This window comes from Lelliottia nimipressuralis (assembly GCF_004115925.1).
GTDB lineage: Bacteria > Pseudomonadota > Gammaproteobacteria > Enterobacterales > Enterobacteriaceae > Enterobacter > Enterobacter nimipressuralis.
The window spans coordinates 64,540-83,662 of the sequence record NZ_SDDX01000009.1 but is presented as its reverse complement, the minus strand read 5'-3'; the positions used below and the strand labels follow the sequence as shown (position 1 = coordinate 83,662).

Annotated in this window: 17 protein-coding genes and 2 pseudogenes; 13 read left to right on the top strand and 6 right to left on the bottom strand. The window is 53.3% G+C overall.

Annotation, left to right across the window (positions count from 1 at the left end; translation table 11 throughout):
- Nucleotides 1-37: 37 nt before the first annotated feature.
- Nucleotides 38-451, top strand: coding sequence for a heat shock protein HslJ (hslJ, locus tag ETG88_RS09075; protein ID WP_129035228.1), 414 nt, complete (start codon nt 38-40; stop codon nt 449-451).
- On the opposite strand, the gene ETG88_RS09070 is transcribed toward hslJ, so the two are convergent.
- Nucleotides 452-718 (bottom strand): putative hemolysin, encoded by a 267-nt coding sequence (locus tag ETG88_RS09070; RefSeq protein ID WP_100780875.1) that lies wholly within the window; start codon nt 716-718, stop codon nt 452-454. It abuts the gene before it with no gap.
- A gap of 268 nt (nt 719-986) precedes the next feature.
- On the opposite strand from ETG88_RS09070, the gene nifJ reads away from it, so the two are divergent.
- The 7 genes and pseudogenes from nifJ to ttcA all read left to right on the top strand — a co-directional run bounded on the left by nifJ (nt 987) and on the right by ttcA (nt 7,784).
- Nucleotides 987-4,511, top strand: coding sequence for a pyruvate:ferredoxin (flavodoxin) oxidoreductase (gene nifJ, locus ETG88_RS09065; RefSeq protein WP_129035227.1), 3,525 nt, complete (start codon nt 987-989; stop codon nt 4,509-4,511).
- A 286-nt stretch (nt 4,512-4,797) separates the two neighbouring features.
- Nucleotides 4,798-5,010 carry a KTSC domain-containing protein gene (locus ETG88_RS09060; RefSeq protein ID WP_100780022.1) on the top strand — a complete coding sequence of 71 codons (213 nt, stop codon included), beginning with the start codon at nt 4,798-4,800 and terminating at the stop codon, nt 5,008-5,010.
- A 34-nt stretch (nt 5,011-5,044) separates the two neighbouring features.
- Nucleotides 5,045-5,170, top strand: coding sequence for a hypothetical protein (locus tag ETG88_RS22540; RefSeq protein ID WP_255419397.1), 126 nt, complete (start codon nt 5,045-5,047; stop codon nt 5,168-5,170).
- Nucleotides 5,171-5,297: 127 nt separating this feature from the next.
- A complete protein-coding gene (locus ETG88_RS09055) occupies nt 5,298-5,567 on the top strand; it encodes a hypothetical protein (protein ID WP_129035226.1) in 270 nt (89 codons plus the stop codon).
- Nucleotides 5,568-5,970: 403 nt separating this feature from the next.
- Nucleotides 5,971-6,447 (top strand): YciE/YciF ferroxidase family protein, encoded by a 477-nt coding sequence (locus tag ETG88_RS09050; RefSeq protein WP_100780020.1) that lies wholly within the window; start codon nt 5,971-5,973, stop codon nt 6,445-6,447.
- Nucleotides 6,448-6,583: 136 nt separating this feature from the next.
- A pseudogene (locus tag ETG88_RS09045) lies at nt 6,584-6,799 on the top strand (tyrosine-type recombinase/integrase); the annotation flags it as partial.
- A 49-nt stretch (nt 6,800-6,848) separates the two neighbouring features.
- The gene (gene ttcA, locus ETG88_RS09040) at nt 6,849-7,784 is read left to right on the top strand and encodes a tRNA 2-thiocytidine(32) synthetase TtcA (RefSeq protein ID WP_129035225.1); all 936 of its coding nucleotides are present in this window, start codon (nt 6,849-6,851) and stop codon (nt 7,782-7,784) included.
- 45 nt (nt 7,785-7,829) lie between these two features.
- Here ttcA and dbpA read toward each other — a convergent pair whose 3' ends face one another.
- The 3 genes from dbpA to zntB all read right to left on the bottom strand — a co-directional run bounded on the left by dbpA (nt 7,830) and on the right by zntB (nt 10,673).
- Nucleotides 7,830-9,203, bottom strand: coding sequence for an ATP-dependent RNA helicase DbpA (gene dbpA, locus ETG88_RS09035; RefSeq protein WP_129035224.1), 1,374 nt, complete (start codon nt 9,201-9,203; stop codon nt 7,830-7,832).
- Between the two features lie 58 nt (nt 9,204-9,261).
- Nucleotides 9,262-9,414 carry a proline-rich small protein YnaL gene (gene ynaL, locus ETG88_RS22295; protein WP_157809239.1) on the bottom strand — a complete coding sequence of 51 codons (153 nt, stop codon included), beginning with the start codon at nt 9,412-9,414 and terminating at the stop codon, nt 9,262-9,264.
- A gap of 275 nt (nt 9,415-9,689) precedes the next feature.
- A complete protein-coding gene (gene zntB / locus ETG88_RS09030; RefSeq protein WP_100780017.1) occupies nt 9,690-10,673 on the bottom strand; it encodes a zinc transporter ZntB in 984 nt (327 codons plus the stop codon).
- Between the two features lie 201 nt (nt 10,674-10,874).
- Here zntB and ETG88_RS22690 point away from each other — a divergent pair.
- Nucleotides 10,875-11,437 (top strand): annotated as a pseudogene (locus ETG88_RS22690) (membrane-associated sensor domain-containing protein); the annotation flags it as partial.
- 120 nt (nt 11,438-11,557) lie between these two features.
- The gene (locus ETG88_RS22685; protein WP_491546704.1) at nt 11,558-11,995 is read left to right on the top strand and encodes a diguanylate cyclase; all 438 of its coding nucleotides are present in this window, start codon (nt 11,558-11,560) and stop codon (nt 11,993-11,995) included.
- Between the two features lie 45 nt (nt 11,996-12,040).
- Here ETG88_RS22685 and ETG88_RS09020 read toward each other — a convergent pair whose 3' ends face one another.
- Nucleotides 12,041-13,195 carry a methyl-accepting chemotaxis protein gene (locus ETG88_RS09020; RefSeq protein WP_228483282.1) on the bottom strand — a complete coding sequence of 385 codons (1,155 nt, stop codon included), beginning with the start codon at nt 13,193-13,195 and terminating at the stop codon, nt 12,041-12,043.
- A 453-nt stretch (nt 13,196-13,648) separates the two neighbouring features.
- On the opposite strand from ETG88_RS09020, the gene ETG88_RS09015 reads away from it, so the two are divergent.
- From ETG88_RS09015 to ETG88_RS22290, 3 genes are all read left to right on the top strand, one after another.
- Nucleotides 13,649-15,778: a putative bifunctional diguanylate cyclase/phosphodiesterase gene (locus tag ETG88_RS09015; protein WP_129035299.1), complete on the top strand. Its 2,130-nt coding sequence runs from the start codon at nt 13,649-13,651 to the stop codon at nt 15,776-15,778.
- A 99-nt stretch (nt 15,779-15,877) separates the two neighbouring features.
- A complete protein-coding gene (locus tag ETG88_RS09010; protein WP_129035223.1) occupies nt 15,878-17,110 on the top strand; it encodes a sensor domain-containing diguanylate cyclase in 1,233 nt (410 codons plus the stop codon).
- 75 nt (nt 17,111-17,185) lie between these two features.
- Entirely contained in the window at nt 17,186-17,326 is a 141-nt protein-coding gene (locus ETG88_RS22290) for an Ecr family regulatory small membrane protein (RefSeq protein WP_142503374.1), read from the top strand.
- A 49-nt stretch (nt 17,327-17,375) separates the two neighbouring features.
- Here ETG88_RS22290 and ETG88_RS09005 read toward each other — a convergent pair whose 3' ends face one another.
- Nucleotides 17,376-18,992: a peptide ABC transporter substrate-binding protein gene (locus ETG88_RS09005; RefSeq protein WP_100780014.1), complete on the bottom strand. Its 1,617-nt coding sequence runs from the start codon at nt 18,990-18,992 to the stop codon at nt 17,376-17,378.
- Nucleotides 18,993-19,123: the final 131 nt, after the last annotated feature.

The window sequence follows — 19,123 nt, the reverse complement described above, 5'->3', positions numbered from 1 at the left end:
CGCATATATTTATCGGATTTATAGTTTGAGAAGCAATATGAAAAAGCTCGTGGCGTTAAGCCTGATGACCCTGGCGCTGGCAGGTTGTGTAAATCCCGGAAAGGCGTCTGTCCAGGCAGGCCAACTCGAAGGGCACCGTTTTGTGCTGGAGAGCGTAAACGGCGCGGCGGTCAAACCCACCGCGGTGCCACCGGAAATGCGCTTTGGCGAGAAAATGGCTGTTTCCGGCGTGATGTGTAACCGCTTTAGCGGCGAAGGCAAATTATCGGAAGGCGAGTTGAAGGTCAAAGCCATGGCGATGACGCGCAAACTCTGCACCGATCAGCAGCTTAACGAGCTGGATGCAACAATAGGCGATATGCTGCGCAAAGGCGCGCAGGTCGATCTGACGGAAAATCAGTTGACGCTGGCGACAGCAGATAAAACGCTGATGTTTAAACGCGCAGACTAATCAGTAATTACCGCATGACCCTACGGCAAGCGACTGCTCACTGCAGCGTTTGCCATTAGGCAACGCACACATCCCGACAGCCGAGCCATCAAGCTGGCGAGCGACAGACAACGATCCGCCCACCATTGCGCAACTGGCCTGCCCGGAGCTGGACATTGCCGCTTTCATTCCCGGTGAAACATGTGCCGCTGTCGCCTGCTGAACAGGCTCATTGCTGCACGCAGACAACAGTAATGCCGCACACCCTACCCAAAACGCTGAACGCATTCTCTCTTCCCCATACAAATTGCGAAACCTAAGCATAATAGGCACCCTGCGCCGCCCCGTCGAGAGCGGAACTGCGTATTTATGCACCTGAGAAACAAATTCTTGCGATTTTTTTGCCAGAAACTTGATCTACACATTGATGCGAGGAATAGCCAGGACACAAAAGCGAAAATCGGAAAGCCTGACCTTTGCTAAAATAGGGATATAACTATCAGGACTCGTCGACGTTTCACGGGTCCCTCTTTTTTGCGCAATGTAAGGGTGTCACATGATCACTATTGACGGTAATGGCGCGGCCGCGTCCGTCGCGTTCCGCACCAGCGAAGTTATCGCCATCTACCCCATTACACCAAGTTCGACCATGGCGGAACAGGCTGATGCCTGGGCGGGCAACGGGCTAAAAAACGTCTGGGGCGATGTTCCCCGGGTCGTCGAGATGCAGTCGGAAGCCGGTGCTATCGGCGCGGTTCACGGCGCACTGCAAACAGGTGCCCTCTCGACGTCGTTCACTTCATCGCAGGGTCTGCTGCTGATGATTCCCACGCTGTATAAGCTCGCCGGGCAGTTAACGCCGTTCGTGTTGCATGTGGCAGCGCGTACCGTCGCCACTCATGCTCTGTCGATTTTCGGTGACCACTCGGATGTGATGGCGGTCCGTCAGACGGGCTGCGCCATGCTATGTGCCAGTAATGTGCAGGAAGCCCAGGACTTTGCGCTGATTTCCCACATCGCGACGCTAAAAAGCCGGGTGCCGTTTATTCATTTCTTCGATGGTTTCCGCACTTCTCACGAAATCAATAAAATCGTCCCGCTGTCGGACAACACGATTCTGGAGCTGATGCCGCAGGACGAGATCGATGCCCACCGCGCACGCGCGCTGAATCCTGAGCATCCGGTTATTCGCGGCACTTCCGCGAACCCCGATACCTATTTCCAGTCCCGTGAAGCCACCAACCCCTGGTACAACGCGGTTTACGATCACGTTGAGCAGGTGATGAGTGATTTCTCGGCGGCCACCGGGCGTGAATATAAGCCGTTTGAATACTATGGCCACCCGCAGGCCGAGCGCGTTATCGTGCTGATGGGCTCTGCGATTGGTACCTGTGAAGAGGTCGTCGACGAGCTGTTTTCACGCGGCGAAAAGGTTGGCGTGCTGAAAGTGCGCCTGTACCGTCCCTTCTCTGCGAAGCATCTGCTGTCCGTGTTGCCGGAAAGCGTCCGTTCCGTTGCGGTACTCGATCGCACCAAAGAGCCGGGCGCGCATGCAGAACCCCTCTATCTGGATGTGATGACGGCCCTGGCCGAAGCCTTCAACAGCGGTGAGCGCGAAACGTTGCCGCGCGTCATCGGCGGACGCTACGGTTTGTCGTCGAAAGAGTTCGGGCCTGACTGCGTGCTGGCAGTGTTTAATGAGCTGAGCGCCGCAAAACCGAAACCGCGCTTTACGGTCGGTATTTATGACGATGTGACTAACCTGTCGCTGCTGCTGCCAGAAAACACCCTGCCGTCGACGTCGAAGCTGGAAGCGCTGTTTTACGGTCTCGGCAGTGACGGTAGCGTCTCTGCCACCAAAAACAATATCAAAATCATCGGTAACTCCACGCCGTGGTATGCCCAGGGTTATTTTGTTTATGACTCCAAAAAGGCGGGCGGCCTGACTGTCTCGCACCTGCGCGTCAGCGAAAAACCGATTCGTTCCGCCTATCTGGTTGAGCAGGCCGATTTTGTTGGCTGTCACCAGCTGCAGTTTATCGACAAATATCAGATGGCCGAACGCCTGAAACCGGGCGGAATTTTCCTGATTAACACGCCGTACAATGCTGACGAAGTGTGGTCGCGACTGCCGCAGGAAGTGCAGGCGGTGCTGAATCAGAAACAAGCCCGTCTGTTTACCGTCAACGCGGCGAAAATTGCCCGTGAATGCGGCCTGGCGGCACGCATTAACACCGTCATGCAGATGGCCTTCTTCCACCTGACGGATATTCTGCCGGGCGACAGCGCGCTGACCGCATTGCAGGGTGCCATTGCCAAAAGCTACAGCAGCAAAGGGCAGGATCTGGTCGAGCGCAACTGGCAAGCGCTGGCTCTGGCGCGAGAGTCTATTTCTGAGATCCCGCTTCAGCCGGTGAATACCGCCAGTGCAAACCGGCCACCAGTGGTGTCTGACGCCGCGCCTGATTTTGTTAAAACCGTGACCGCTGCAATGCTGGCGGGTCTGGGCGATGCCCTGCCCGTCTCCGCCCTGCCGCCGGACGGCACCTGGCCGGTGGGCACTACCCGCTGGGAAAAACGCAACATCGCCGAAGAGATCCCGATCTGGAAGGAAGATCTCTGTACGCAGTGCAACCATTGCGTTGCGGCCTGTCCACACTCGGCCATCCGCGCGAAAGTGGTTTCTCCAGAAGATATGGAAAATGCCCCTGCCAGCCTGCACTCGCTGGATGTGAAATCCCGCGATATGCGTGGGCAGAAATACGTACTGCAGGTCGCGCCGGAAGACTGCACAGGCTGTAATCTGTGCGTCGAAGTATGCCCGGCGAAAGATCGCCAGAATCCGGAAATCAAAGCCATCAATATGATGTCGCGCCTGGAACACGTGGAAGAAGAGAAAGTGAATTACGACTTCTTCCTCGGCCTGCCGGAAATCGATCGCAGCAAGCTCGAACGTATCGATATCCGCACTTCCCAGCTGATTACGCCGCTGTTTGAATACTCGGGCGCCTGCTCCGGCTGCGGCGAAACGCCTTACATCAAGCTGCTCACCCAGCTGTACGGCGACCGCATGCTGATCGCGAACGCCACCGGCTGTTCGTCTATCTACGGCGGTAACCTGCCTTCTACGCCGTATACCACCGATGCCAATGGCCGTGGCCCGGCTTGGGCAAACTCTCTGTTTGAAGATAACGCCGAGTTCGGACTGGGCTTCCGTCTGACGGTCGATCAGCATCGCGCCCGCGTGATGCGTCTGCTGGAACAATTTGCCGATAAGCTTCCTGCTGAATTAAATGCAGCGCTGCACAGCGACGCCACACCAGAGGTGCGTCGCGAGCAGGTGGCAGAACTGCGTCAGCATCTTCAGGGCGTGGAAGGCGCACAGCAGCTGTTAACCGACGCCGACGCGCTGGTCGAAAAATCGATCTGGCTGATTGGCGGTGATGGTTGGGCGTACGACATTGGTTTTGGTGGCCTGGATCATGTTCTTAGCCTGACGGAAAACGTGAACATTCTGGTGCTCGATACTCAGTGTTATTCCAACACCGGCGGTCAGGCGTCTAAAGCCACCCCGCTGGGTGCCGTCACCAAGTTTGGTGAGCACGGTAAACGCAAAGCGCGTAAAGACCTGGGCGTCAGCATGATGATGTACGGTCATGTGTATGTCGCACAGATTTCGCTTGGCGCGCAGCTCAACCAGACGGTGAAAGCGATACAGGAAGCGGAAGCCTATCCAGGACCGTCGCTGATCATTGCTTACAGCCCTTGTGAAGAGCACGGTTACGATCTGGCGCTGAGCCACGATCAGATGCGCCAGCTGACGGCGACCGGGTTCTGGCCGCTGTATCGCTTCGATCCACGTCGTGCCGATGAAGGGAAACTGCCGCTGGCGCTGGACTCACGTCCACCGTCTGATGCGCTGGCAGAAACGTTGATGCAGGAGCAACGCTTCCGTCGTCTCAATGCCCAGCAGCCAGAAGTGGCCGAGCAACTGTGGAAGGACGCGGCGGCCGATTTGCAAAAACGCTATGACTTCCTGGCGCAGATGGCAGGAAAAGGCGAGAAATCGACCAGCGAGTGATAAAAAAAAGCCCGGAGCATCAGCTCCGGGCATATCCTGTCAATTCTGGATGATAGCTCAGTAAAACACTCTCAGTGCATTAACGGATGAAGAATCATAAAGGCATATAACGGCTTAAAGTTTACCCTCAACTAACAGGAAAGAATAATTTTTAATTTATATAGTTCAATGAATTACATTCACTGAAATTATTTTTCCACCCCGTGTTACGCGTCACCCACTTGCACGCTCGCCCCTGCTGTTAGATGATAAATCTCCTGTTTTACGCTGTAAGGGACAAATCATCATGGTCCATCATCCTGTAAGGTCTTCACGTATCGCCTCCATTGGCTATGATGAACGCAGCGCCACGCTGGAAATCCGCTTTCTCGATCGTAGGACGCTGCGGTATCAGCAGGTTCCGGTACGTGTCTATAACGATTTTTTGCAGGTCGTGTCAAAAGGTCGCTTTTATGATGGCGTCGTAAAGGGGAAGTTTAAGGAAATCACCGTATACTGAGCCTTATCCCTATCCACGTGAAAGGATTTCTTCCGTGCTTACCCGCTTAACATTGGCTGCTCTGATTTTGCTAACCTGTCTGTGGATGGCATTAATTTTTGATTTCGGCGATATCGTGCGTCATCTCAGTGAATTACTGCAGGCACTGGATGCGGATTAACACGCCTTTTATTGTTGGTTTTAATAGATATCAGACATTGGCTGTCTCTTTCTCCGCTTAGGCTAAAATTGAATGTGTATGCGCACATTCAATTGAACACCGGCCTTCTCGATAATCAGGAGATCAAATGACTGACTTAAACGAACGCGTTGAAACCCTTGAACAGACAATTAATGAGCTACAAATAGACCTTCACGCCTCAAAGATTGCCATCACTGTTTTATCCTCGGTAATTAATAACATAAGTGGCAACCCTGGCCTTCTTTCAACTTCTTACGAGGAGGAAAAAAGCTCGGCACCACTGGTTAAGTTCAACCATCCCGAGCAGGAAGGGTATGAAGATAAGGTTACGGAGAGAGTTTTAGCGCTGCTGGCAAAATCAGGCCAGGTGGGGTAAGCAACGCTGCTTTGCTTTACGATGCTTGCGGGATAACGCCGTCATTATGCGTCTGCTCATGGTGATGGCCCTAAAACACATGCCCGTGATCCAGCAAATTGATGTGACTTTAGCGCTTACGTTTTATTTATCACTGTCGATAGCCTCTGAGTGATTGTTAATTCAGCCTTTATTATCCCGGCAGAGACTGTCATTTCATCAGAGATATTTTCCCCTCCAATTGATAACGTATAATATATTTAACATTCTCCTGTTTTTGAATTTACGCCTCCGCAAGGAAGTTTCTCATTTTATTGCTAAATCGTTTCTCTGCGCCCCCTGCCCTAAATATCAGCTACCCTTAAAGACTGCGTGAATGATGCGCATCACTTTTTCACAAGTCGAATTGTGAGAGGAGTATTTAATGACAATCAAGACTCTCGAAGATTTATTCATTCATGACCTTTCTGATATTTACAGCGCAGAAAAACAAATCACCCGCGCGTTACCTAAAATGGCGCGGGCGGCGACAGATCCCAAACTGATTGCTGCTTTTAATCAGCACCTTGAAGAAACCCACGGCCAGATTGAAAGGCTTGATCAGTTGGTAGAAAGCACAGAAGGTGTGCGAATCAAGCGCATGAAATGCCATGCCCTTGAAGGGCTGGCAGAAGAAGCGCAGGAAATCATCGACTCCGTCGAAGCGGGGCCGGTCCGCGATGCGGGTCTGATTGGCGCCGCCCAGAAAGTGGAACACTATGAAATCGCCACTTACGGCACACTGCATGCTCTTGCTAAAAAGCTGGGATACAAAGATGCGGCAAGGCTGCTGGAAGAAACCCTCAAGGAAGAAAAAGCCACTGACGAAAAATTGACGGTGATTGCTGATCAGCAGCCCTAAATTCGTTTGTTGGTAAATAATCGGCCTGCCGCCGTGCGTTGAGCACGCCTGCAGGCCTTTTTTTGGCCTGAGGTTTGGTATGGCCTGGTACTCAGAAACCCCACTCCTCACGGGCCGTATCGGGGCGCGATGAGCTTCTGCTGCAAAACGTGCTGGCATTCGTCGCCGCAATCCGTACCATACACGGCACACTTTCGCATGCTGGTTGCTATCAGCAGGCGCTAACCCGTCTTCTATTGCCAATCAGATGGGGCACGAAAATGCGCAGAGGGTGTATGAAATCTATGCTTCATGGATAGAAGTAGTGAACAGCGAGCAGGTCGAAATGCGCCTCATGACGCTGGCGCGTTAAAATGGTTTTGTCCCACTGGTGCCCCATTTGATATTTGAGTAAAGTATAAATGCAAGATAATCAATCAGTTAATAAGAAAGAACAATACAACCTGAATAAACTGCAAAAGCGCCTGCGCCGCAACGTCGGTGAAGCCATTGCAGACTTCAACATGATTGAAGAAGGCGACCGCATTATGGTCTGCCTGTCAGGCGGTAAAGACAGCTACACGATGCTGGAGATCCTGCGCAATCTGCAGCAAAGCGCACCGGTGAACTTTTCCCTGGTGGCGGTCAACCTGGACCAGAAACAGCCGGGCTTCCCGGAGCACATCCTGCCGGAATACCTTGAGCAACAGGGCGTCGAATATAGGATTGTCGAAGAGAATACCTACGGCATCGTCAAAGAAAAGATCCCGGAAGGGAAAACCACCTGCTCCCTGTGTTCGCGTCTGCGCCGCGGTATTCTGTATCGCACCGCCACCGAGCTGGGCGCGACGAAAATCGCTCTCGGCCATCACCGCGACGATATCCTGCAGACCCTGTTCCTGAACATGTTCTACGGGGGCAAAATGAAAGGAATGCCGCCGAAGCTGATGAGCGACGACGGAAAACACATCGTCATTCGCCCGCTGGCCTACTGCCGTGAAAAAGATATCGAACGTTTTGCGCAAGCGCGCGAATACCCGATCATCCCTTGTAACCTGTGCGGCTCCCAGCCGAACCTGCAGCGTCAGGTGATTGGCGATATGCTGCGCGACTGGGATAAACGTTATCCGGGCCGTATTGAGACCATGTTCAGCGCGATGCAAAACGTTGTGCCTTCTCACCTGTGTGATACTGAACTGTTCGATTTCAAAGGCATTAAGCACGGCGCGGAAGTGGTGAACGGTGGCGATCTGGCGTTCGACCGCGAAGAGATCCCGATGCAGCCTGCGGGCTGGCAGCCGGAAGAAGATGAGTCTCAGTTGGATGAAATGCGACTGAACGTTCTGGAAGTGAAGTAATACTCTGGCGTCTCAGAGACTCTCTGAGACGCTTTTCTTTGTGGCTTATTTCAGCAAACGCACCTTACAGGTTTTGCCTTTAATCTTCCCGCCCTGCAGCTGTTTCCACGCTTTGTTCGCCACTTTCTGACGCACCGCTACATAGACATGTGCCGGATGCACCACAATTTTGCCGATATCCGCACCCTCAAGTCCGATATCCCCGGTCAGCGCGCCTAATACATCCCCAGGACGCATTTTGGCTTTTTTGCCGCCGTCGATGCACAGAGTCGCCATTTCAGCGGCCAGTGGCGTGATACTGACGCTGCCCAAAGCGGGCATCCAGTTGAGTTTCAGCTGCAGCATTTCAGACAGAATGTTGGCGCGCTGCGCCTCTTCCGGGGCGCACAGGCTGATCGCCAGACCGCTGTTGCCCGCTCGCGCTGTACGACCAATACGGTGAACGTGGACTTCCGGGTCCCACGCCAGCTCGTAGTTAACCACCAGCTCCAGGGATTTGATGTCCAGGCCGCGCGCTGCCACGTCCGTTGCCACCAGCACGCGCGCGCTGCCGTTGGCGAAACGCACCAGCGTCTGATCGCGGTCGCGCTGTTCCAGATCGCCATGCAGGGCGAGCGCACTCTGCCCCGCCTCGGCAAGCGCGTCACAGACGGCCTGGCAATCTTTCTTCGTATTACAGAACACCACGCAGGAGGACGGCTGATGTTTGCTCAGCAGCTTTTGCAGCAGCGGAATTTTGCCGTTTTGCGAGGTTTCGTAGAACTGCTGTTCGATGGACGGCAGCGCATCCACCGCGTCGATTTCAATGGTAGCCGGGTTGTTCTGCACCCGTCCACTGATTGCCGCAATCGCTTCTGGCCAGGTCGCGGAAAACAGCAGCGTCTGGCGCGTCGCGGGCGCAAAACGAATCACTTCATTGATGGCATCGGTAAAGCCCATATCCAGCATGCGATCCGCTTCATCCATCACCAGCGTTTGCAGGGCATCCAGCGAAACGGTGCCTTTTTGCAGGTGATCGAGCAGACGGCCAGGCGTGGCGACAATAATGTGCGGCGGATGCTGCAGCGAGTCGCGCTGCGCACCGAACGGCTGGCCACCGCAGAGGGTCAGAATTTTGGTGTTAGGCAGGAAGCGCGCCAGACGACGTAACTCCCCTGCCACCTGATCCGCCAGCTCGCGCGTCGGACAGAGCACCAGGGACTGCGTCTGGAACAGGCCCGCATCAATCTGCTGGAGCAATCCCAGGCCAAAGGCGGCCGTTTTTCCACTGCCGGTTTTAGCCTGCACGCGAACGTCTCGTCCTTCCAGAATCGCCGGAAGCGCGGCAGCTTGTACAGGGGTCATCGAGAGATATCCCAACTCGGTAAGGTTGTCTAGTTGGGCGGCAGGCAGAACGTTCAGCGTAGAAAAAGCGGTCACAATGTACTCTCAAGGTAAAAAATCACAGTCAGTTGGCGCGTATCCTCGCAGATCTGCGCTACCGATGCGACAATTTAATCGGTTCTTCATCCGGCGGCGGGTCGGGCATTGGCTGCGGACGGGGGATCGGATCGGGGACAGGCACCGGATCGATGGGTATCGAGTCAGGTACCGACAGTTGCGTGTAAAGCAGTGAAAGCAGATAGCTCATGTTTCCCTCCAGTTTATCGGGGTGACCCTTTTAGGGTAGACGCTGAGATTCTGGAGGCAAAAAAAAGCCGACTAATTTAGTCGGCGTCGTACGAATCAATATGTGCTATGCAGTAATTCAAAAAAGGAAGTAAGACAATATGGAGCGCAACGCCCATCGCTTGACGTTGCATTCACCTGCGGGAGTAATACTGCACCGAACGGGGTAGCTGTTTATTGACTTCGCTCAAACAAAAACGCGTTTTAAAGCCAGAAAACGCCTGAAAATGTGTAAATTTACAGCCATTTACTGCGATGCAACCACCACGCAACACCACCAATCAAAACAACTAACATGATGCAAAAAGCGGAAAAGCCGAACCGGTACGCCCCGCCTGGTATGCCCCCGAGATTCACACCGAACAGCCCGGTCAAAAACGTGCTGGGTAAAAAGACCATCGCCATTAGTGACATAGTGTACGTCCGGCGCGAAAGTGACTCCTGCATCACCGTTGCGATTTCATCGGTCATCACCGCCGTTCGCGCAATACAGGAGTCGATCTCATCCAGTCCACGCCCGAGCCGATCGGCGATATCCTGCATACGACGTCGCTGATCGTCATTCATCCACGGCAGACGTTCGCTGGCGAGCCGCGCGTAGACATCACGCTGCGGGGTCATGTAGCGACGCATCACAATGAGCTGTTTACGCAGCAGGGCAAGATAACCGCGCGGCGGAATTTGCTGATCGAGCAGGTTATCTTCGAGATCGATAATTTTGTCGTGCAGCTCTTCGATAAATTCACTGGCGTGATCCGTCAGCGCATCGCAGGCATCGACCAGCCACGCGCCGCAGTCGACCGGCCCGGTCCCCTCTTTCAAATCGTTGACCACATCATCCAGCGCCAGCACTTTGCGCTGACGGGTGGAGACAATTAGACGTTCATCCATATAAAGACGCATGGCGACCAGCTGATCAGGGCGCTCGTCGGTGCTGCCATTGATGCAGCGCAGCGTAATCAGCGTGCCCTCCCCGAGACGGCTGACGCGCGGTCGCAGGCTCTCACCGGCCAGCGCATCGCGCACACTGTTTGGCAGCAGCGGCGTCGATGACAGCCACTGCGCACTGTCCGGATGGGTGTAGTTCAGATGCAACCAGCAGGGGTGCTCGCTGTCGATAATATCGTCATCTTCAAGGGGACGTGCCCCGCCTTTACCGTCCAGCAGCCACGCAAATACCGCATCCGGAACATTAACGTCCGATCCCTTAATGCCTTCCACAGTGACTCCCCCTTTTTGGTATGAACATCGTCAGTCTAGCCTTCCCGAAAGGTTATTCAACATCTACCGACAGCATAGCGCTGAATTTGCTCATGAATTAACCCTTTTCCTACTCTAACCACTGGACAGAAAGATGCAAAACAGTAGAGTTACAGAAATGCTGCCATTTTGTTTTTAAATGTATCTTTTACGAGTGTGACGATGAAAAAGCCCTGTGCGGCCTTCGATGTTCGTCTTGCAGAAATGCGGACCAATGCCATTAAAACCAGTGTGACATGGTTCCTGTGGGTAAATATGTTGTTCTCCTCTTTCATCCTGGGGCGTAACTATTTCTCCGCCTTCGAGTCAGAGGTCCTTTTCCACCACCCCGCGGCGGTGCTGGAAACCATGATGGTGGCCGACCTGACCCTCTCCGCCGCCGTGTTATTCATCATGCGGATGGCACCGCTGCAAAACGCACAGTGGCTCGGTACGTTAGCAAAGTGGACCGTGGTGGCCTCAGTCTGTGCTGGGCGGGCTGTTTCTTTGTGCTGATCGTCAGCAACGATCTGCGCATCATCTTCCCTTCTGCCGCATTACTGCTGTTTACCGCGCTGATCTCACTCTACTTTGATCCCAAAGTCCTGCTGAGCTTTATTCTGCCGGTCTGGCTGACGATTCTTGTCACCTCACTTTTTTACCGCAACGGCCTCACGGTCATGAATGGATTGCAGTGGATTTTACTGGCGGGACTGATTGAATCAGGCCGACGTATTCTCAACAGCTGGTTTCTGCTCGCCCTGCGCCGCGAGCAGGAAAATGCGGATTTGATTCAACGACTGGGCCTGCTGGCAAACAACGACCCGCTGACCGGGATTGCGAACCGTCGGTCATTTGAAGCGCAGATGGATCAGGCCATCCTGCGCCATCAGCAGGATGGAAACAGCTTTGGGCTGATCATGCTCGATGTCGATCACTTTAAACTTTATAACGATTATTACGGACATCAAAAAGGCGACCTGTGCCTGATGGCCATCGCCAGGGCGCTGGAATCCGCCGCGCTGACCTCAAGCGGCATTGTCGGGCGTTTTGGTGGCGAGGAGTTTGTTTTGCTGCTGCCCGATGCAGATTCGCAGGCGTTACAGTCGGCTGCACAGAATATTGCGGCGGTGCTTCAGGCGCAGAATATTCCTCACGCGGGTTCTCCCGTCAGCGACCGCGTGACGGTGAGCCAGGGGCTGGCGTTATGGAAACCCGGCGTGACCGCGCGGGAACTGATAGCGAGGGCGGACAAAGCGCTGTATCAGGCGAAACAGGCAGGACGAAACCGCTACAAAGTATAAAGCCTGGCGAACCAGGCTTTTCCAGTCAATCAGTCAGTCAGTCAGTCAGTATGAGTGTTCTGCGTGGCGGGGAAAGGCACTGCGCTCCTGGCGCACACTCTCCTGCCAGTCAGGTTGCGAGCCGCCCTCCAGCCTGAAATTCCGGGTGCGCGTCTGAAGCTCAATCACCTGGTTTTTCAGCACATCGGAGGAGCCTGACAGTTCATCCACCATCGCCACGTTGCTTTGCGTCACACGCTCCAGCTCAGACAGCGCCTGCGTGATTTGCGAAATCCCTTTTTCCTGTTCAGACGTACTCGCCGAAATCTCATCCATCAGTTTGCTGACATGCCCGGAACCGTTGACGATTTCGTGCATATTTTTCTCGGCTTCCGCGACCACCGTCACGCCCTGCGTCACGTTATTGCTCGTCACGTCGATCAGCGACTTAATGCTTTTCGCCGCCTCTGCACTGCGATGGGCAAGATTACGCACTTCACCGGCGACCACGGAGAAACCTTTGCCGTGATCCCCAGCCCTTGCCGCCTCGACCGCCGCGTTCAGCGCCAGAATATTGGTCTGGAACGCGATACCGTCGATCAGTGAGATGATCTCAGTCATTTGCTGCGCGCATTCCGTAATCGACTGCATATTATTTGCCACCTGCCCCATCAGCTCGCCCCCTTTGCGCGCCTGCACCGTCGCGTGGTTCGCACGCTCGCTGGCAAGACGGGTGTTATCGGCGTTGTTACGGGTGCTGGCCGCCATCTGCTCCATGCTGGCAGCGGTCTGAATAAGCGAAGCGGATTGCTGCTCTGTCTTCACCGACAATTCCGCGCTGCGTGAGGAGAGTTGTTCTGAGAGGGTCATCGCGGTTTGCGACGAGGCGCGTATTTCCCGCACCAGCGTGGCGATGTTACTGGATAAGCTGTTGATCCCAGGAATTAAACGCCCCGCACAGTTATTGCCAAACTCGGGGATAGAAACGGCAAGATTGCCTGAGGTGACCTCTTCGATACTTTTTTTCACGGTGTTGATCGGTGTCACAAGATATTTTGTCATGTAGGACCACAGCAACATGACCGCAAGCACATTAATAATATTTACTGCGATAAAAAGCGTTGTACTTTCCGATAAAGTCCAAACTAAACCATCAATGATTAAAAGCACGACCAGCAGAAAATATATAATAAAGGTTCTTACGCTAATATTTCTAAGCATAATTGATCCCATACAACAAGTCGAAGGAGGTATATTGATTATAGCATTCGCATTTTCTTTTTCCACCACATTTTAAGTGGCATTTATTATTCACCTTCGGATGCCGTAAATTTACCTTAAGTCAGTACACAGAATCAGCTTAACCTCAACCATGAGCGTTTTATTCTTTTCACCCCTATTTTCTTTGTGACAACAATAGTTAGCAAACAGATGATTAAATATTAACGCAAAGTTTATTAAGAGCGAATGCTACTGCTGATTAAAATCATGTAGCGCTACTTAAGTCATTAATGAGAGAATATATCTTCGATGCGTTCCTGCACGTAAAAATAACGCGTTTGTTGTTGATTTTTGATAAGCAACTAATCTTGGAATTAGTTAGAGTAAGCCACGGCGGTGATGAGTCACGCACCGGATGAACTCAATAACGACTTTTTAGCGTGGGATTGCATAATGCTCGATGTGTCCTGGGACCCCGTTCTCATTGCCATCTCATTCCTGGTGGCGTTTATCGCTTCATTTGTGGCGCTCGACAGCGCCGGCAAAATATCGGGTGCCAGCCGCAAAGCCGCTCTCTGGTGGCGCATGGCCGGGGGCGTCACGCTGGGGATAGGTATCTGGTCAATGCATTTCATCGGTATGCTATCGATGAAAATGCCGATCGACATGAGCTATCACGTCTGGCTTACCGTCGGCTCACTGGGTATCGCCATTGTCGCGGCCACCAGCGCCATTAATATTGCCGTTCCGGGTGATTCTCTCTCCTTTTTTCGCTGGTTGTTTTCCACGCTGATCCTTAGCGCAGGCGTCGTGGCCATGCACTACACCGGGATGGCGGCGCTGATGCTAAGTGATGACATTCGCTGGAACATGACCCTCGTGACGATCTCCGTCGCGATCGCCATTGTCGCCTCGGGTGCCGCCCTCTGGCTTGCCTTTCACCTGCGCCGTCGGCACAAAGGCGTGTTTATCAACCGCGTCGCCGCGGCCGTGGTGATGGGCGTTGCCATTTGCGCGATGCATTACACGGGAATGAGCGCAGCCAATTTTCAGCACGCCGCGCACATGATGCCGGGCGGAGTAAGCGAGTTAGGGCTGTCAATTTGGGTCTCTACCACCACACTCGTGCTACTGGGTATCATGCTGATTATCTCGCTGGTGGACTCCCATTTTCGCACTCATCGCCTGACGGAAAACCTGCGCCAGCTCAACACCCAACTGGAGCGTAAAGCACGCTTTGATGCCCTTACCGGGCTAGCCAACCGCACGCAAATGGATCTCAGCCTGCAGGATTGCCTGCACGGCTCACTGCTGAATAAAAAACAGTTTGCGGTAATGTTTCTGGATATCGACCATTTCAAACTGGTGAACGACGCCTGGGGGCATCAGGTTGGCGATGAGCTGCTGGTAAGCGTCGCGCAGCGCATTACCGCCCGGCTGACGCCGGGAATGAGCCTCGCCAGGCTCGGCGGCGATGAGTTTATCCTGCTGCTGCCCGACTGCGATGACGAGAAAATTACCGAACTCTCCACGACCCTGCTCGACGATATTCGCCGCCCTTTCGCCATTGGCGGCCACGCGCTTAATATCACCTTAAGCCTTGGCGTGAGCCTTTATCCTCAGCACGGTGAAACCCTCCACGAACTGAAATTTAAAGCCGATGCCGCGATGCATCACATCAAGCAGGAGGGGCGCAACGGCTGGGCGATTTATCGCCCGGAGATGTCGAAAAGCATCTCGGCAGAGCCGTCTTTCCTGCAGGATCTCACCCAGGCGCTGGAGCGCGAGCAGTTTGAGCTTTGGTATCAGCCCACCTACCACGCCGCAGTGAATGAGATTCACGGCTTTGAAGCCTTGTTGCGCTGGCACCATCCTGAACAGGGTGTGCTGCTGCCGAACGTATTCCTGCCATCGCTGGAAAAAACAGGATTAATCATTCCGGTGGGGGTGTGGGCCATTGATCAGGCCTGCAGACAACTGCGCTTCTGGACGGAACAGGGATTCAGCCAGTGGACGCTGTCGTTTAATTTGTCCCCTATTCAGTTTGAGCAACAGGATATATTCGAGGTCATTTCCGGCACCATGCAGAAATACAATCTCGAACCTTCACGACTGATCCTCGAAGTCACCGAAAGCACGGCCCTGAAAAACCTGGAACGCAGTATTGAATTATTAGATATGTTTAACCACGCCGGTTTTACCGTTTCCATCGACGACTTTGGCACCGGATACTCTAACCTGCTGATGCTGAATGTGCTTCCGGCTAAAGAGCTTAAAATAGATAAAAGTTTTATTGATAGCATGCGGGAAAATGATAAAAGCAAAAAGATTGTCGAAACCATTATCCACGTTGCCCGGACTATGGATATGGTGGTGGTCGCCGAAGGTATTGAAACCCAACAGCAGCAGCAAATGCTGGCATATCTGGGATGTGATTATCTGCAGGGCTACTATTTTTCCCGCCCGCTTCCTGCAGAACAGGTGCCGTGGCTGGTATTACAGAATAAATCTGACAAACAAATTATTCCAATTGGTAAAAATCAAATAGAACCCCCACTTCATTCACAAAAAAATCATGCCTGATGTGATGAAGTGGAGTATGTTTTGAAATATGCCCACGTGTGTATAACCGTGATACTGCAAATTTCATGAGCGTTGGCTGCCGATGACTGGGAAGACTCTATGTTGCCACACAGCTTTGATGCGCTGAATTTCGTCAAAACACCGGTTTGGTTAGTCTCACCCGTCTCTGAGCAGGTTATTTTCGCCAATAGTGCGGCGAGAGACATGATGCGTAATAAAACGCTGAATGACATGCGTCAGGGCGCTTATTCCGCCAGTGCACAGCAGCAGCTGGCAATGTACGTTCCGGATCTCAAATCCGAGCTGGAAATTGTCGAAATCTGGACCGTCTGGCGCAACGATCAGGAAACCACGCTGAGCTGTCGCCTGTCCCTCACCGAGCATGAAAGTGCGGGTGAAATCATTGTGTTTGAAGGGCTGATTTCCCAGGCCCCTTCCGGCCTGAAAGCGAGCCGCTCTGCCAACTACCAGCGTAAAAAACAGGGTTTCTACGCCCGCTTTTTCCAGACTAACAGTGCGCCCATGCTGCTCATAGATACCGCGCGTGACGGGCAAATTGTCGACGCGAATCTGGCGGCCCTCAATTTTTACGGTTACAGCCACGATGACATGTGCACAAAACACACATGGGAAATTAACACCCTGGGGCGCGATATCCTGCCGATTATGACGGAGATCGCCCGTCTTCCCGGCGGGCATAAGCCTCTTAATTTTGTCCACCGGCTGGCCGATGGATCTACCCGCCACGTGCAAACATACGCGGGTCCGATTGAGATTTACGGCGACAAGCTCATGCTGTGCATCGTTCACGATATCACCGAGCAAAAAAGGCTTGAGCACGAGCTGGAGCACGCCGCCCTGCGGGACTCCATGACCGGCCTGCTAAATCGTCGACAGTTTTATCTCATCACTGAACAGACTCATCCGTCCCATTTGCCCGCCCAGCAGCAGTTCAGCCTGTTACTGGTCGACATGGATCATTTCAAGAATATCAATGACGTATTCGGCCATTCCAGAGGCGATGAGGTGCTGATTTCCCTGTCGCGCATGCTCGAAGCCTGCAGCCGTAAAGATGATTTTGTGTTCCGCTGGGGCGGCGAAGAGTTTGTGATCCTGCTGCCGCGTACCACGCTTGAGGCTGCGATGCAGGTGGCCGAAACCATTCGTGCCGAAGTGGCGCGCATTGTCATCCCCGGCCTGCCCCGCTTTACCGTGAGTATTGGCGTCGCACGACATAATCCGGACGAGAGCATCGACGATCTGTTAAAACGCGTAGACGACGCCTTATACCGCGCCAAAAACAATGGCCGCAATAAAGTGCTCGCCGCCTGAAAACTGGAGTATTGATTAAAGCCCCGCTACAATGCCCCCCTCGAATTAACAGCGGTCAGGTGGGTCACTTTTGCTATGGGGAAAACAGAAGTCATACTCATCCTAATTATTCTCAGCGTTATTATATTTGGCTTATGGTTTATTTTTAGCGGTGAGATGTGGCACCTGGTGGGGTATCTGGAAAGCAGCCTCTACCCGGCGATTGACGCGCCCTGACTGGCGAATCAAAAAAAGGCCCGTTCTCATACGGGCCTTTTTATTCATATTAATGCTTCTCGATATACATCGTCCGGCTATAAGCCACATCTTCGGCGTTATTTATCGGATACCCTTTCACCCACGGCTTAATCAGGCGACCGTTGGTATATTGATAAATCGGCGCGATCGGGGCTTTTTCGGCAAGGATTTTCTCAGCCGCGTTGTAATCCGCATTGCGCGCTTTGGCCGTCGTTTCCAGCGTCGCCTGGTTGATAATCTTGTCGTACGCCGGATCGCTGAAGCGCGAAATGTTGCCGCTGTGTGTGGATGTTAACAGTGACAGGAAAGTGGACGGCTCATTGTAATCCCCCACCCAGGAGGCGCGGATCACGTCGAAGTTGCCAGTGTTGCGGCTATCAATATAGGTTTTCCACTCCTGATTCTGCAGCTTCACATCCACGCCGAGGTTTTTCTTCCACATCGACGCCACCGCAATCGCGATTTTCTGGTGGTTTTCTGAAGTGTTATAGAGCAGCGTCAGTTTCAGCGGTCGCTGCGGGCCGTATCCGGCAGCCTGTAACAGCATTTTGGCCTGCGCATTCAGCTCCGCCTGCGACATCTGCTCGAACGGTGACTTTTCTGGCGTAAAGCCTGCAGTCACATCCGGCGTAAAGTGCCACGCCGGTTTCTCGCCCGTTCCGAGCACCTTCTCCGCCATAATCCGACGATCGATGGTCATGCTCAATGCCAGTCGCACACGCTGATCGGCCGTTGGCCCTTTCTGAGTGTTAAACGCGTAGTAATAGGTTCCCAGTTGCGGCGGCGTATAAACCTGCCCCGGAATATCTTTGAGCAGCTTCTGATAGAGATTTTTTGGGAAGGATTCGGTGATATCAATATCCCCCGCCAGATAGCGTTTAGTGGCCGATGACTCCTGGTTGATCGGAATAAAAGTCACTTTTTTCAGTACCGTCTGGGCGTTGTCCCAGTAGGACGTATTCGGCTCAACCACCAGCTTCTCATTCACCACGCGATCTTTCAGAACATAGGCACCGTTGCCCACCAGTGCGCCTGGGCGAGTCCACTCTTTCCCGCTCTCAACGTTGGCTTTCTGCACCGGATAAAAAGCAAAGCTGGCGGTCAGATTAGCGAACCAGGGCAGCGGTTTATCGAGCTGTACGCGAAGGGTTTTGGCATCCACGGCGGTGATACCGAGCGTATTAGGCTGGGCTTTGCCGTCGATAATGCTCTGGGCATTGGTGATCCCCGCCAGCGCCGCAAACCAGGCAAATGGCGACGTCGTTTTCGGGTCCACCAGGCGCTGCCAGCTGTAGACAAAATCTTGCGCCGTCACCGGCGTACCGTCTGACCACTTCGCGTTGTCGCGTAAGGTAAATGTCCAGATACGGTTGTCATTGCTCTGCCACTTTGTCGCGACACCGGGGACGAGTTCGCCCTTTTCATTCTGATTCACCAGCCCTTCGAACAGATCGCGGATCACCTGAATTTCTGGCAAACCGACGGCTTTCGCCGGATCGAGCGAGGCGGGTTCGTCCTTGATATGGCGGACCAGTTCCTGTTTTTCCGCCAGCTTCGTTCCCTGAGGAATATCAGCTGCATAAGAAACAGAAGTGAGTCCACACAGCCACAGCGCAGTACAGAGCAGCGAAACAGGATGCTTCATGAGATCCCCTTTGGAATGATGGGTGACAAGCAGATGCGTAATTATTTGTTTCAGAACAGCGAAATGCAAACACCTTCGCGCGGAAAGTTGAGATCGGATCAGTTTCTCCGGCCCGTGAAACTATTTGATTA